The following is a 13,005-nucleotide window of genomic DNA, read 5'->3' as shown; positions in this document are numbered from 1 at the left end:
CAATACTCTAAGAAAACACCATCGGATCAAGCACTTGGCGCAGCTCGTCTTTTCAGTCTGGAAAAACATCCCTCCTGTTGCAAATATTCTCGCCATGAACGGCGCCTCCGTTTATCGCATTGTTGGTAATCAAGGTCTCGCTTACATCTTTTCCTAGAATGGCCTGGGGACGGTTCCGACGCCGGCCCGGCAATGCAGAGGGGAAAAAGAATGCGAGTTGGTTCAAGGTGGAGCGCCCCATCCAGACAGCGCCCGCGGTCACTGCTCCTCCCGCGCAGGCGGGAACGCGGCGCCTTCGCCGTCATGGCGGTGCCGGCCGTCATCGTGATGCTGGGGGTGTGCGGCCTGGCGATCGACCTGGGCCTGGTCTACAACCGGAAGGCCGAGCTGCATGGCCTGGCCAAGACGGTGGCGCTGGCCGCGGCCCGCGAATTGAACGGAACGCCGGCCGGCATCACCGCCGCGCTGGCCAAGGGCGGGGACGCCGCGCGCCGCATCAAGTTCAAGTACGGGATCGCGGTGCCCTGGACCGACGATGCAATCAGGTTCGGCAGCTCGCCGTCCGCCGACGGCGGCTGGGTCGATGCGGCCAGCGCGAGGAGCAGTCCCGCAGCCCGTTTCTACGTGAAGGTCGACACCTCGGTGCTGGGCGTGGATCTCGGCGCCATCCAGGCCACCTTGATGCCCATCCTGACCGGGTCCGACGCGCCGGTCGTCATCAGCGAGGTCGCGATCGCCGGCCGCTCGGCCATCAACGTCGACCCGCTCGCCATTTGCGCGATGTCCCCGCTGCCGGGTGCGGCCCGCGCCAACACCTCCAGCTCGGACGAGCTGGTGGAATACGGATTCCGGCGCGGCGTCACCTACGACCTGATGCAATTGAACCCGAACGGCATCGCACCCGTGCATTACGTGGTCGATCCGGTCTCGCCGCCCGGAGGGCTGGGCGCGGCCGGCAATACCAGCGCCGGCACGGTGTCGCCCTTCGTGTGTGCCGGCCGCATGTGGATTCCGCGGGTCACCGGCGGCCCGATCCGGGTGAGCTCGCCCTTTCCGATCGGCTCGCTGTACCGCCAGCTCAACTCGCGCTTCGACCAGTATGACGGCGCCGTGTGCGATCCTGGGGGCGCGCCCCCGGACTTCAACGTCAAGGCCTATACCCACGATACGGGTAACGGGGTCACGTGGATGACGCCGCGGCCTGCCATGAACAGCGCGGCGGGCCACCCCTCCGGCAACCGCCTGCAGACGATTGTCGACCCGGTCTCGCCGCCTTCCGGTCTCGACGCCACGATGTACGGGCCGCTATGGGCGTACGCGCGGGCCGTCAAGTTCTCGGGCTATACGGAAGGCGTGCCCGAACCGGCCGACGGCTATCCGCGCTTCGCGCCTTCGGACTGGCCCAAGCTGTATGCCTCGGGGCCCGCCGCCACGAGCTTCCCATCCAAGACGCCCTACTTTTCGACCTTCGGCAACAATTACCGGGCGCCCTCGGGCGAGCACCTGCCCACCGCCCGCATCAACCGGCGCCTGCTGCATGTGCCCCTGCTCAGCTGCCCGGTGGCGCCGGGCACCAACGTGGGCGCCACCGCCGTGGCGATCGGCAAATTCTTCATGACCTCGCCGGCAACCTCGAGCAGCGTATTCGCGGAGTTCGCCGGCATCGCACACGAATCCACGATCCCAGGCCAAGTCATCCTCTACCCATGAAGATCTTCCATTCGAAGCCCTCCCGGCAACGCGGCGCCGCCGCGGTCGAACTCGCATTGATCCTGCCCATCCTGTTCATCATGCTGATGATGCCCCTGTTTATCAGCCGCTTCCTCTGGCATTACACGGTCGCCCAGAAGGCCGCCCAGGATGCGGCGCGCTACCTGTCGACCATCTCCGAACAGGAGATGCGCGAGGCCACGCTGGCATCCTGGGCCACCGGGGTGGCGACCCAGATCGCGCGCGCCGAGCTCGAGGAGATCGTGTCCGACCAGTCCACGCCCACCATCATCGTCACCTGCGGCGACGAACCCTGCAGCGGCTACCGGAACCTGGCCTTGCCGGAGACCGTCAGCGTCACGGTGCGCATGGGCTTCTTCGACATCCTCGGCTTCGCCGACACGGGCCGCTACGGCATTCCGATCAACGTGACCTACGAGATGAACTATGTCGGGGGCTGACAGGCAAGCGCGGCCCTGGCGGCCCAGGACCCGCGAGTCGGGCGTGGCCGCGGTCGAGGTCGCCCTGCTGGCGGGCGTCTTCCTGCTGTTCGTGTTCGGTGTGATCGAGATCGCCCGCATGATGTACATCGTCAACACGTTGCAGGAATCGACGCGCCGGGCCGCCGCCGCCGCGTCGTTCGTCAGCCACCGCGACACGGGGGCCCTCGACCGCATTCGCCAGAAGGCGGTGTTCCGCGATTCGCCCGGCTACCTGATCTTCGGCGCGCCCGTCACCGACCGCAACATCCGCATCGATTACCTGGCGCTGCCCTCGAATGGCGGTGCGGCGCCGCTGCTCACCCCGATTCCCACGGCCTTGCTGCCCACCTGTCCGCGCGAGAACCGCAGGGTATGCCTGCTGAATCCGAATGCCGCCAACTGCATCCGCTTCGTGCGGGTGCAAGTGTGCGAAAACAATGAGGAGATCGCATGCAACCCGGTCGATTACCTGTCGATGGTGCCTTTCGTCGCCCTGCCGGTCGGTCTGCCCAAGGCCACCACGATCACCATGGTGGAGTCGCTGGGTTCGCAGCCTGAAGGAACGCCCTGCCTGTAGCGATGGATTTCGCTCCGGGAGGGCCTATGCTGAGAGCATTCCCGCGCAGGAGCACGCTCATGCAAACGCCAGCGGCGCCAGGCGGCGTCACCTTGTTCTTATGCGGCGACGTGATGACCGGCCGCGGCATCGACCAGATCCTTCCCCATCCTGGCAAGCCGGGACTGCATGAAGCCTGCGTGCATACGGCGCGCGCCTACGTGAAGCTGGCGGAAGCGAAGCACGGCCCGATTCCACGTCCGGTCGGCTTCGCCACCATCTGGGGCGCTGCGCTGGATGGCCTACGGCGCGCGGCGCCGGACCTGCGCATCGTCAACCTGGAAACCGCGGTGACCACCAGCGATCATGCATGGGCCGGCAAGGGCATCCATTACCGCATGCATCCCGCCAACCTCCCCTGCCTTGCCGCCGCCGGCATCGATTGCTGCGTACTCGCCAATAACCACGTGCTGGACTGGGGCTACCAGGGCCTGAAGGAGACCCTCGACACGCTGCATCGCGCCGGCATCGCCACCGCGGGCGCCGGACGCGACATGGATGAGGCGGCCGCACCCGCGGTGCTGGATGTGCCGGGAAAAGGCCGGGTACTGGTGTTCGCCTGGGCCACCGAAGACAGCGGCGTGCCGCCGGCATGGAGGGCGGGCCCTTCCCGGCCTGGCGTGAATCTCCTGGCCGGGCTGAATGCCAGCGAGCTGCAAGCCGTCGCAGGCCAGGTGCGCGCCGCGAAACGGCCGGAAGACCTGATGGTGGCGTCCTTTCACTGGGGCGGGAACTGGGGTTTCGGCATCCCTGCGCAACAGCGGGAATTTGCGCACGGCTTGATTGAGTTCGCCGAAGTCGACGTGGTGTACGGGCACTCGTCGCACCATGTGAAAGGCATCGAGGTTTATCGCGACAAACCCATTTTGTACGGCTGCGGCGATTTCCTCAATGATTACGAAGGGATCGGCGGCCATGAAGAGTTTCGTGGCGACCTGGCTTTAATGTACTTTCCGACCTTCGAGGCTGGCAGGCTCAGCAGCTTAGTCATGACACCCATCCAAATCCAACGGCTTCGTGCGAACACTGCGCCTGAGCCCGGAGTATGGTGGCTAATGGCGACACTGAACCGTGACGGACGCCAGTTCGGAACGGGCGCTACCCGACTGGCCGAGCAGGATCTGCAGTTGGACTGGCGAGCGCGTGGATGACTTCGGTACATCTCGTGTAGAGCGCGCAGGCGCTCTGCTCGCCTGATCCTCCGCGGAAAAGAAAAAAGCGACCTTGCGGTCGCTTGTTTCTCTGAAACTTGGCGGAGGCGGTGGGATTCGAACCCACGATACAGGTTTAAGCCCATATGCTTCCTTAGCAGGGAAGTGCCTTCGGCCACTCGGCCACGCCTCCAATCAGTTCCGACTTGTCAGTCAGCGCTGAGTGCACGCATCTTAAGGTCTGGCGCGCAGTGCGTCAAGGACGCACACCCTAAAATTTTGAAAATTGTTAAGCTTGCTCGAGGTTAAAAGCTTTATGGAGGGCACGAACCGCCAGTTCCATGTACTTTTCGTCGATCAGCACCGAGATCTTGATTTCCGAGGTCGAGATCATCAGGATGTTGATGCCCTCTTCCGACAGAGTGCGGAACATCTGCGACGCCACGCCGACGTGGCTGCGCATGCCCACGCCCACGGCCGAGACCTTGGACACCTTGGCGTCGCCGATCACCTTGGTCGCGCCCAGGGCTTCCTGCTGGCCTTCCAGCACGTGCATCGCCTTGACGTAGTCGTTGCGCGAGACCGTGAAGGTGAAGTCGGTCTTACCGTCGACCGACTGGTTCTGTATGATCATGTCGACTTCGATGTTGGCGTCGGCGATCGGGCCCAGGATGTGGAAGGCGACGCCCGGTTTGTCCGGCACGCCCAGGACGGTGATCTTTGCTTCATCGCGATTGAAGGCGATGCCGGAGATGACGGCTTGTTCCATGTTGCTTTCTTCCTCAAACGAAATCAGGGTACCGGAGCTGGCTTCCTCCGCCAGGTCCATCAGGGGATCGGTCAGCGACGACAGCACGCGCGTCGGCACCTGGTAGTTGCCTGCGAATTCGACCGAACGGGTTTGCAGCACTTTCGAGCCCAGCGAGGCCAGCTCGAGCATTTCTTCGAAGGTGATCTTCTGCAGGCGGCGCGCTTCGTGCACCACGCGCGGGTCGGTCGTGTAGACGCCGTCCACGTCGGTGTAGATCAGGCACTCGTCCGCCTTCAGCGCGGCCGCGATCGCCACCGCCGAGGTGTCCGAGCCGCCGCGGCCCAGGGTCGAGATGTTGCCGTCCTCGTCCATGCCCTGGAAACCCGTGATGATGACGATCTTGCCCGCCGCCAGGTCCGCACGCACGCGGGTGTCGTCGATCGACTGGATGCGCGCCTTGGTGAACGATGAGTCGGTGCGGATGCCCGCCTGCCAGCCGGTGTACGAGACCGCATCCTTGCCGATCGCCAGCAGCGCCATCGCCAGCAGGCCCACCGAGACCTGTTCGCCGGTCGAAGCAATCATGTCCAGTTCGCGCGGATCAGGTTGCGCCATGATTTCCTTGGCCAGGCCAATCAGGCGGTTGGTTTCGCCCGACATGGCGGACGGAACGACAACGATTTGGTGACCTGCGTCATGCCACTTGGCCACGCGGGCCGCGACATTCTTGATGCGTTCCGTCGAGCCCATCGACGTTCCGCCATATTTGTGGACAATTAAAGCCATATCGGGAAGGGTTCCAGCTTGTAGAAAGATCAAAGGGGACCTTTACTCTAGCATGCTGCAACGCGTCATCACAAGGCTGGGCAAGCCAAAAGCTATACGAAAAGAAAATAAAGTAATACCTTTTGCGCATAGAACTTGCATAGACAATTCAAGCGGGACTCGGCTCCCAGCGCAGGGCGACCAGTTGCGCCCCTTCCCTGCCGAAATGCTTGCAGTCCATGCCGATCCCGGCGGCGAACAGCAGGTCCAGTCCGCGCTTGACCACGGGCAGGCGCTCGCGCTCCCAGGCCGGCACGCCCAGGTGCTGGAAGTGGGCCTTGAGGCTGCGGGTGGGGCGGTTGACGGCCGGCTTGAGGCGCTCGCCTCCCTGGCGGAAGTCGATCGTCAGTTCCTGGCTGCGCAGCCAGGCGGCGTCGAAGCCCTGCGCGGCAGGCTCGATATGGAGCACGCCGCCGTAGGCCGGGAAGGCGGTCGCCGCGCTGCCGTCCCAGCGGAAGGTCGCGCCCGCACGGTGCAGCACGCCGATGTCGTCCGGATCGCGCATGCCCTCCAGGTCGGGCAGGCGCGGCGTGATGTGGAGCTTGCCGCGGTGGCGGCGGATGTGACAGCCCGGATGGGTCACCTTGAGCTGGGCGTCTTCGCGCGCGCACAAGAGCTGGGCCACCATCTCGCCCAGCCAGGCGGTCGAGGGCATGGCCAGGCCGCGCACCGTGAACAGGTGGCGCAGCAGATTGTGGATGCGGTCCCGGCTCAGCCCTTTGAGGCGCGCCAGGTCGAGTGCGTCGCCGTCGAGGCTGGCCGCCAGGTCCTGTTCGGCCAGCTCGTCGAGCAGGCGCTGGGCCGAGGCCGCGTGCGCGGCGCTGCGGGCGATGCGTTCCTGGAAGCCCGGAAAGCTCGATGCCAGCGCCGGCATGACCCCGTGGCGCAGGGCATTGCGGGCGTAGCGCGGATCTTCGTTCGATTCGTCCTCGACCCAGGCGACGCCCTGGCCCTCCGCCCAGGCTTCGAGCGCCGCGCGCGATTGTGCCAGCAGCGGACGCCCCATCACGAGCTCCTCGCTGCCGAGCAGGCCGGGCGCGCGGTTGGCGGTGTCCATGCCCGACAGGCCGGCCGGGCCTGAACCGCGCAGCAACTGCAGCAGCACGGTCTCGGCCTGGTCGTCGAGGTGGTGGGCGGTCAGCAGGACGCCGGCGCCGTGCGCCCGGCACAGCTCGCCCAGCGCCGCATAGCGCAGGCGGCGCGCGGCCGCCTCGACGCCGGATTTATCCTTCGGGATGCTGACGCGGCGAACATCGAAAGCGATGCCGAGCTCGCCACAGGCACGCTCGCAATGGGCGAGCCAGGCGTCGGCGTTCGGGCTGAGCCCGTGATGGACATGGAAGGCGTGGATGGCGACGCCCTCTTCCTTCGCCCACGCATGGGCAAGGCGCAGCAGGACCATGGAGTCGAGTCCGCCGCTGAGGGCAACAGCCAGGGAAGCAAAGGGGTACTGCGCGCGCAGGCCTTCTATCGCCTGCGCAAAAGCCGCCGGCAAGGCGCCGGCAGCGGTCTTGGAACGGCTCACTCTTCGCGCGGCAGCGTTTCCTTGAACTTGCCGTAGGCCATCAGCTTTTCGTGACGGGCTTCAAGCAGGTCCTTGGTCTTCATGCCCTGGAACTGGCGCAGGGTGTCGGCCAGGGCGCGCTTGAGCAGCTGGGCCATCTGGGCCGGGTCGCGGTGGGCGCCGCCCAGCGGTTCGTTGACGATCTTGTCGATCAGGCCGATGGCCTTGAGGCGGTGCGCGGTCAGGCCCAGGGCGTCGGCCGCGTCCGAGGCGCGTTCCGAGGTCTTCCACAGGATCGAGGCGCAGCCTTCCGGCGAGATCACCGAATAGGTCGAGTACTGCAGCATCAGCACTGCGTCGCCGACGGCGATCGCCAGCGCGCCGCCCGAGCCGCCTTCGCCGATGATGGTGGCGATCAGCGGCACTTTCAGCTCGGCCATGACGTACAGGTTGTGGCCGATCGCTTCCGACTGGCCACGCTCTTCGGCGTCGATGCCCGGGAACGCGCCCGGGGTGTCGACGAAGGTGAAGATCGGCAGACCGAATTTCTCGGCCAGCTTCATCAGGCGCATGGCCTTGCGGTAGCCTTCAGGACGCGGCATGCCGAAGTTGCGCATCGCGCGCTCCTTGGTGTCGCGGCCCTTCTGGTGGCCGATCACCATGCAGGGCTGGCCATTGAAGCGGGCCAGGCCGCCCACGATCGACTGGTCGTCGGCGAAGGTGCGGTCGCCGTGCAGTTCGTGGAAGTCGGTGAAGATCGCGTTCACATAGTCCATGGTGTACGGACGCTGAGGGTGGCGCGCGATCTGGGAAACCTGCCAGGGAGTCAGCTTGGCGTAGATGTCTTTGGTCAGTTGCTGGCTCTTCTTGGCCAGGCGGTCGATCTCTTCGGAGATGTCGACGGCGGAATCGTCCTGCACGAACCGCAGCTCTTCAATCTTGGAATCCAGCTCGGCGATCGGCTGCTCAAAATTGAGGAAAGTTGTTTTAGTCATTGTACCTCCGGATTATTTCGTGGCCGCTGCGTTTCCGTGCGCGCGGCGCGTCAGGGCGTTATTTTACCGTACCGGACGCCGCTATCGGGTCCAGGCTGCGCCATAAATACCAAGTAGCAACTGTCCGCCAGGGCTCCCAATTGGCCGATACCTCGCGCGCATCACTGCGCGACACTGGTTCGCCCGAGAAATAATTCTGGCTGATGCCCTGGATCAGGCCGGGGTCGTCCAGGGGCAGGACGTTCGGCCGGAGCAGATTAAATATCAAAAACATCTCCGCTGTCCAGCGCGTAATGCCCCGGATCTGGACCAGCTCGGCGATGACGGCCTCGTCATCCATCTGGGACCACAGGTCGGCGTGGACCCGCCTGGCCTTGAAATGGTCGGCCAGGTCGAGGATGTATTCGGTCTTGCGCTTGGACAGGCCGCAGCCGGCCAGCTGGGCGGCGCCGACCTTGATCACCTGGCTGGGGGCCAGTTTCGGACACAGGGCGAGCAGCTTGTCCCAGGCCGCGTCGGCGGCCTTGGGCGTCACCTGCTGGCCCACGATCGAGCGCGCGAGGGTGGTGAAGGGATCGGGATGGCCGCGCAAATGCAGGTCGCCGAACTGGGGGATCAGCTTGTTCATGATGCGGTCGCGCTGCATCAGTTCCAGCTTGGCCTCGGCCCAGTAGGCGGGCACCGACAGCATGTCGGAATTTGCTGACCCCTGGTCGGCAACAGATGCCCCTGGCGTCGCCGCGCCCGCCTTGTCCTTGTTCGCTGCCATTACGCGCGGCGCCAGCCCGTTCCGTCCGGCTTGTCTTCCAGGACGATCCCGGCAGCAGTCAGTTCGGCGCGGATCTTGTCCGCTTCGGCAAAGTTGCGCGCCTTCTTGGCGTCGGCGCGGCGGGCGATGGCGTCCAGGATCGCAGCTTCATCCATGCCGCCCTCTTCCTGGCCGCCGGATTGCAGGAAAGCCTGGGGCGAGCGCTCGAGCAGGCCCAGCACGCCGGCCAGGGCTTTCAGCTGGCGCGCAGCGTCGACCGATTTGGTGCGGTTGACTTCGCTCGCGAGGTCGAACAGCTCGGCCACCGCCAGCGGGGTGTTGAAGTCGTCGTCCATGGCTTCGCGGAAGCGCTTGGCGTGTTCATCGTCCCAGTTCACGGTCAGGGCTTCGCTTCCCAGGTCGATGTCGGACAGCGCCGTGTACAGGCGGCTCAGGGCGCCCTTGGCGTCGTCGATGTGGACGTCGGAATAGTTCAGCGGGCTGCGGTAGTGGGCGCGCAGGATGAAGAAGCGCACCACTTCGGCGTCGTATTTCTTGAGCACGTCGCGGATGGTGAAGAAGTTGCCCAGCGATTTGGACATCTTCTCGTTATCGACGCGCACGAAGCCGTTGTGGATCCAGTAGTTGACCATCGGGCCGCCGAAGGCGCCTTCGGACTGGGCGATCTCGTTCTCGTGATGGGGGAACTGCAGGTCGGCGCCGCCGCCGTGGATGTCGAAGTGTTCGCCCAGGGTCGCGCAGGACATGGCCGAGCACTCGATGTGCCAGCCCGGACGGCCCTTGCCCCATTTCGAGTCCCACTTGGCTTCGTCGGGCTCGGATTCCTTGCCGGCCTTCCACAGCACGAAGTCGAGCGGGTCGCGCTTGGTGCTGCTGACGTCCACGCGCTCGCCGGCGCGCAGGTCGTCGAGCGACTTGCCGGACAGCTTGCCGTAGCCTTCGAAGCCGCGCACGGCGTAGTTGACGTCGCCGTCCTCGCTCTTGTAGGCCAGGCCCTTCTGCTCGAGCTTGTCGATGATGTCCAGCATCTGCGGCACGTAGGCGGTGGCGTGCGGCACCACGGTCGGCGGCAGGATGCCCAGCGCGGCCGTGTCCTCGTCCATGTACTTCTCGAAGCGCGCGGTCAGGGAGCCAATGGTTTCCTTGTTCTCGACGGCGCGCTTGATGATCTTGTCATCGATGTCAGTGATGTTGCGAACATAGTTGACCTCGTAGCCGGAAGCCCGCAGCCAGCGGTATACGACGTCGAAAGCCATCATCATCCGCGCGTGGCCCACATGGCAGTAATCGTAGATGGTCATGCCGCACACATACATGCCGACCTTGCCTGCGACCTTGGGCACGAAAACCTGCTTGTCACGCGCGAGCGTGTTGTAAATCTTGAGTTGGCTCATTGAATACCGTATCGGAGAGGTGGACGGACCGGCAATGCAAAAGCCGGGCGGAAGCGCTCAATGCGCGGTGCCGCCGGGCGGAGCCTGCGTCGGGTGCGTCTGTGTCCTCGGTGTTGTTCTTATTTGATAGAATGGGTCGTTCTGCGCAAAGTATAGCATTGATAAAATCCTGTCTGGCCGCATATGGTCCAGCTTTATTTTCAGCGAAACCCTTGACAGCGCCTTGCGCCATGTCCACCAGAGGAGGCCTGATGCCCATGCCCAGCTTGACCCGCCGTTCCCTCCTGACCCGCCTCGCGGCCGCCGCAGGCGCCTTGCTTCTGAGCGGCGCGGCCCTGGCCGCCGACCTGCCCCAGGTCTCGATCAAGACCAGCATGGGCGAGATCGTCGTCGAGCTCGACCAGGAAAAAGCGCCCAAGAACGTCGCCAATTTCCTGGCCTATGTGAAGTCCGGATTCTACAAGGGCACGATCTTCCACCGCGTGATCGACGGCTTCATGATCCAGGGCGGCGGCATGAACGAGAAGTTCGAAGGACGCAAGACCCTCAAGCCGGTCAAGAACGAGTCGGACAACGGCTTGTCGAACCAGCCGTACACGATTTCGATGGCGCGCGAGAACCATCCGGACAGCGCCACCTCGCAGTTCTTCATCAACGTGGCCGACAATTCCGGCATCGATTTCCCGAACGTGAACGGCTCGGGCTACACCGTGTTCGGCAAGGTCGTGAAGGGCCAGGAAGTGGTCGACAAGATCAAGGCGGTCGTCGTGGACGACGTGCGCGGGATGGAAAACGTGCCGGTCACGCCGATCTTCATTCAATCCGCCACCCTCCTCAAGGGCAACAAGCTTGTAAAATAGCGCCCGCTGAACACTTCAACAATAACCAACTCACAGGACACTCCCATGACCACCTTACTCATGACCACGAACAAGGGCAACATCACCATCGAACTGGACGCCGAGAAAGCGCCGAAGACGGTTGCCAATTTCCTGGACTACGTGAACAAGGGCCACTTCACCAACACCATCTTCCACCGTGTGATCAAGGACTTCATGATCCAGGGCGGCGGCTTCGAACCGGGCATGAAGCAGAAGAGCACCGACGCCACCGTCGAGAACGAAGCCAAGAACGGCCTGAAGAACGACAAGTACACCATCGCCATGGCCCGCACCTCGGCGCCGCACTCGGCATCGGCCCAGTTCTTCATCAACACCAAGGACAACGCCTTCCTGAACTACCCGGGCCAGGACGGCTGGGGCTATGCCGTGTTCGGCAAGGTCACCTCGGGCCAGGACATCGTCGACGCGATCAACAACGTCAAGACCACCCGCAGCGGCATGCACTCGGACGTGCCGGTCGACCCGGTCGTCATCGAAAAAGTCGAAGTCGTCTAAGCACGGGAGCGCGCCGGCACATGCTGCACCCGTCGATCTCATGACAATGCCCGCGCGCCCGACGGCAGCACTGCGCGCGCTGTTCATCTCCGACCTGCACCTGCAGGAATCGCACCGGCGCACGGCCGAAGCCTTCTACCGCTTCATGGCCGGGCCGGCGCTGCGCGCCGAGCGGCTCTACCTGCTCGGCGACATCTTCGAATACTGGGCCGGCGACGACGATCTCGCCGCGCCTTTCCACCAGCAAGTGATTGCCGCCATCCGCGCCGTGTCGGATGCGGGCGTGACCGTCTATTGGCTGGCCGGCAACCGGGACTTCCTGGTCGGCAGCGGCTTCGCGGAGGCAGCAGGCTTGACGCTGGCGCAGGAGCCCCACCTGATCGAGGCCGGCGGTCGCCGCATCGCCCTGGTGCACGGCGACGCCCAGTGCACCCTCGACACCAGGTACATGGCCTTCCGCGCCCAGGTGCGCGATCCGGCCTGGCAGCGCCAGTTCCTGGACATGCCGCTGGCCCAGCGCAAGGCCATCATCGCGGGCCTGCGCGAAGGCAGCCGCGAGGCGCATGCGGGCAAGTCCTACGAGATCATGGATGTCACGCCTGACGCGGTGCAGGACTTGTTCGCGCAGGCCGAGGCGTCGGTGATCATCCACGGCCATACCCACCGCCCCGCCGTCCACGAGACGGACGGCAGGCTGCGCTACGTGCTGCCGGACTGGGAGCTGGACGCCGAGCCGGCGCGCGGCGGCTGGATCGCGCTGGATGCGGACGGGGCCATCACGCGCCACGAATTGTCCGAGCTGTAAGCCCTCTTCCTAGCGCACCTCGTCCAGCAAGTGCGGATGCCGGCCCACCAGCCGCAGCAGCTTGAGCAGCGCCGCCGGTGCATCCGCCTGCCCGCTCTCAAGGCGCGAGAACTCGCCCGGCCCGTCGGCGAACAGTTCGTCGGCCTTCTGCTGGGTCAGGCCCAGCTTCTTGCGCAGGTTGCGGATGTCCTGACCCGCTTCCAGGTCGACCTGCTTGCGGAAGGCGCGGATCAATTCGCCGTAATGCTCTTCCTCGCCGCGGGTGCAGACCACCTCGCGGCATCCCGAGCAGTAGTCCGCGATCACGTCCGGGATCATGGTGCTCTTTCCCTTGTAGGTATAGACCATGTCCCGCGTCGCGTGCACCAGGGGCGATACGCCGCAGTTCGGGCATTTCAGCATGTCGGGTTCTCCTTCGAAGTTCTAGCCGAATCCTACCAAAGCCGACGAATCCGGCGCGGACCGTAGGGTCGGCGGCTTCGCCGCCGACGCGGTGATCTTTTCGGGCTCCGATATCGCACCGGATGATCTTGCTGCCAACCATCACCGCGTGGGGGGGGGGCCCCCCCCCCCCCAAAAAAAGCCGAATCAAGGTTTCAAATAAAA

13 protein-coding genes and 1 tRNA gene are annotated in these 13,005 nt (G+C 64.6%); 7 read left to right on the top strand and 7 right to left on the bottom strand.

Going from position 1 to position 13,005, the window contains the following annotated elements; translation table 11 throughout:
* Positions 1-303 precede the first annotated feature (303 nt).
* From KBW98_RS05915 to KBW98_RS05900, 4 genes are read left to right on the top strand one after another with little or no spacing between them, the layout of a single operon-like run.
* Positions 304-1,710, top strand: a complete 1,407-nt coding sequence (locus KBW98_RS05915; protein ID WP_211519202.1) for a pilus assembly protein TadE — start codon at positions 304-306, stop codon at positions 1,708-1,710.
* Positions 1,707-2,171 carry a TadE/TadG family type IV pilus assembly protein gene (locus KBW98_RS05910; protein ID WP_211519201.1) on the top strand — a complete coding sequence of 155 codons (465 nt, stop codon included), beginning with the start codon at positions 1,707-1,709 and terminating at the stop codon, positions 2,169-2,171. Before KBW98_RS05915 ends, KBW98_RS05910 begins: the two co-directional genes overlap by 4 nt.
* Entirely contained in the window at positions 2,158-2,769 is a 612-nt protein-coding gene (locus tag KBW98_RS05905; protein WP_211519200.1) for a TadE/TadG family type IV pilus assembly protein, read from the top strand. Before KBW98_RS05910 ends, KBW98_RS05905 begins: the two co-directional genes overlap by 14 nt.
* A gap of 59 nt (positions 2,770-2,828) precedes the next feature.
* Positions 2,829-3,959: a CapA family protein gene (locus tag KBW98_RS05900; RefSeq protein WP_211519199.1), complete on the top strand. Its 1,131-nt coding sequence runs from the start codon at positions 2,829-2,831 to the stop codon at positions 3,957-3,959.
* 99 nt (positions 3,960-4,058) lie between these two features.
* Here the strand turns inward: KBW98_RS05900 and KBW98_RS05895 are convergent.
* From KBW98_RS05895 to cysS, 6 genes are all read right to left on the bottom strand, one after another.
* Positions 4,059-4,152: transfer RNA gene (locus tag KBW98_RS05895), tRNA-Ser, on the bottom strand.
* 96 nt (positions 4,153-4,248) lie between these two features.
* Entirely contained in the window at positions 4,249-5,496 is a 1,248-nt protein-coding gene (locus KBW98_RS05890; protein ID WP_211519198.1) for an aspartate kinase, read from the bottom strand.
* A gap of 148 nt (positions 5,497-5,644) precedes the next feature.
* On the bottom strand, positions 5,645-7,060 hold the full coding sequence (tilS, locus tag KBW98_RS05885) for a tRNA lysidine(34) synthetase TilS (RefSeq protein WP_211519197.1): 1,416 nt from the start codon (positions 7,058-7,060) through the stop codon (positions 5,645-5,647).
* Positions 7,057-8,034 carry an acetyl-CoA carboxylase carboxyltransferase subunit alpha gene (locus KBW98_RS05880; protein ID WP_211519196.1) on the bottom strand — a complete coding sequence of 326 codons (978 nt, stop codon included), beginning with the start codon at positions 8,032-8,034 and terminating at the stop codon, positions 7,057-7,059. Before KBW98_RS05880 ends, tilS begins: the two co-directional genes overlap by 4 nt.
* Positions 8,035-8,092: 58 nt before the next feature.
* A complete protein-coding gene (locus tag KBW98_RS05875) occupies positions 8,093-8,803 on the bottom strand; it encodes a DNA-3-methyladenine glycosylase (RefSeq protein WP_211519195.1) in 711 nt (236 codons plus the stop codon).
* Positions 8,803-10,197 (bottom strand): cysteine--tRNA ligase, encoded by a 1,395-nt coding sequence (cysS, locus tag KBW98_RS05870; protein ID WP_211519194.1) that lies wholly within the window; start codon positions 10,195-10,197, stop codon positions 8,803-8,805. Before cysS ends, KBW98_RS05875 begins: the two co-directional genes overlap by 1 nt.
* A 251-nt stretch (positions 10,198-10,448) precedes the next feature.
* On the opposite strand from cysS, the gene KBW98_RS05865 reads away from it, so the two are divergent.
* From KBW98_RS05865 to KBW98_RS05855, 3 genes are read left to right on the top strand one after another with little or no spacing between them, the layout of a single operon-like run.
* Positions 10,449-11,057, top strand: a complete 609-nt coding sequence (locus tag KBW98_RS05865; protein ID WP_211519193.1) for a peptidylprolyl isomerase — start codon at positions 10,449-10,451, stop codon at positions 11,055-11,057.
* Between the two features lie 45 nt (positions 11,058-11,102).
* The gene (locus KBW98_RS05860; RefSeq protein WP_211519192.1) at positions 11,103-11,594 is read left to right on the top strand and encodes a peptidylprolyl isomerase; all 492 of its coding nucleotides are present in this window, start codon (positions 11,103-11,105) and stop codon (positions 11,592-11,594) included.
* Between the two features lie 40 nt (positions 11,595-11,634).
* Entirely contained in the window at positions 11,635-12,399 is a 765-nt protein-coding gene (locus tag KBW98_RS05855; protein ID WP_211519191.1) for a UDP-2,3-diacylglucosamine diphosphatase, read from the top strand.
* Positions 12,400-12,408: 9 nt separating this feature from the next.
* Here the strand turns inward: KBW98_RS05855 and KBW98_RS05850 are convergent, their stop codons facing one another.
* The gene (locus KBW98_RS05850) at positions 12,409-12,801 is read right to left on the bottom strand and encodes a type II TA system antitoxin MqsA family protein (protein ID WP_229429010.1); all 393 of its coding nucleotides are present in this window, start codon (positions 12,799-12,801) and stop codon (positions 12,409-12,411) included.
* Positions 12,802-13,005 lie beyond the last annotated feature (204 nt).

Origin of the sequence: Massilia sp. ST3 (genome assembly GCF_018119405.1) — a bacterium.
Classification (GTDB): Bacteria; Pseudomonadota; Gammaproteobacteria; order Burkholderiales; family Burkholderiaceae_D; genus Telluria.
The sequence above is the reverse complement of the archived record's forward strand: the minus strand, read 5'-3'. Positions and strand labels throughout refer to the sequence as shown.

Coding starts and splice junctions, on each gene's coding strand:
- KBW98_RS05915 (WP_211519202.1), top strand. CDS start 304: ATGGCGGTGCCGGCCGTCATCGTGATGCTGGGGGTGTGCGGCCTGGCG.
- KBW98_RS05910 (WP_211519201.1), top strand. CDS start 1,707: ATGAAGATCTTCCATTCGAAGCCCTCCCGGCAACGCGGCGCCGCCGCG.
- KBW98_RS05905 (WP_211519200.1), top strand. CDS start 2,158: ATGTCGGGGGCTGACAGGCAAGCGCGGCCCTGGCGGCCCAGGACCCGC.
- KBW98_RS05900 (WP_211519199.1), top strand. CDS start 2,829: ATGCAAACGCCAGCGGCGCCAGGCGGCGTCACCTTGTTCTTATGCGGC.
- KBW98_RS05890 (WP_211519198.1), bottom strand. CDS start 5,496: ATGGCTTTAATTGTCCACAAATATGGCGGAACGTCGATGGGCTCGACG.
- KBW98_RS05880 (WP_211519196.1), bottom strand. CDS start 8,034: ATGACTAAAACAACTTTCCTCAATTTTGAGCAGCCGATCGCCGAGCTG.
- KBW98_RS05875 (WP_211519195.1), bottom strand. CDS start 8,803: ATGGCAGCGAACAAGGACAAGGCGGGCGCGGCGACGCCAGGGGCATCT.
- cysS (WP_211519194.1), bottom strand. CDS start 10,197: ATGAGCCAACTCAAGATTTACAACACGCTCGCGCGTGACAAGCAGGTT.
- KBW98_RS05865 (WP_211519193.1), top strand. CDS start 10,449: ATGCCCATGCCCAGCTTGACCCGCCGTTCCCTCCTGACCCGCCTCGCG.
- KBW98_RS05860 (WP_211519192.1), top strand. CDS start 11,103: ATGACCACCTTACTCATGACCACGAACAAGGGCAACATCACCATCGAA.
- KBW98_RS05855 (WP_211519191.1), top strand. CDS start 11,635: ATGACAATGCCCGCGCGCCCGACGGCAGCACTGCGCGCGCTGTTCATC.
- KBW98_RS05850 (WP_229429010.1), bottom strand. CDS start 12,801: ATGCTGAAATGCCCGAACTGCGGCGTATCGCCCCTGGTGCACGCGACG.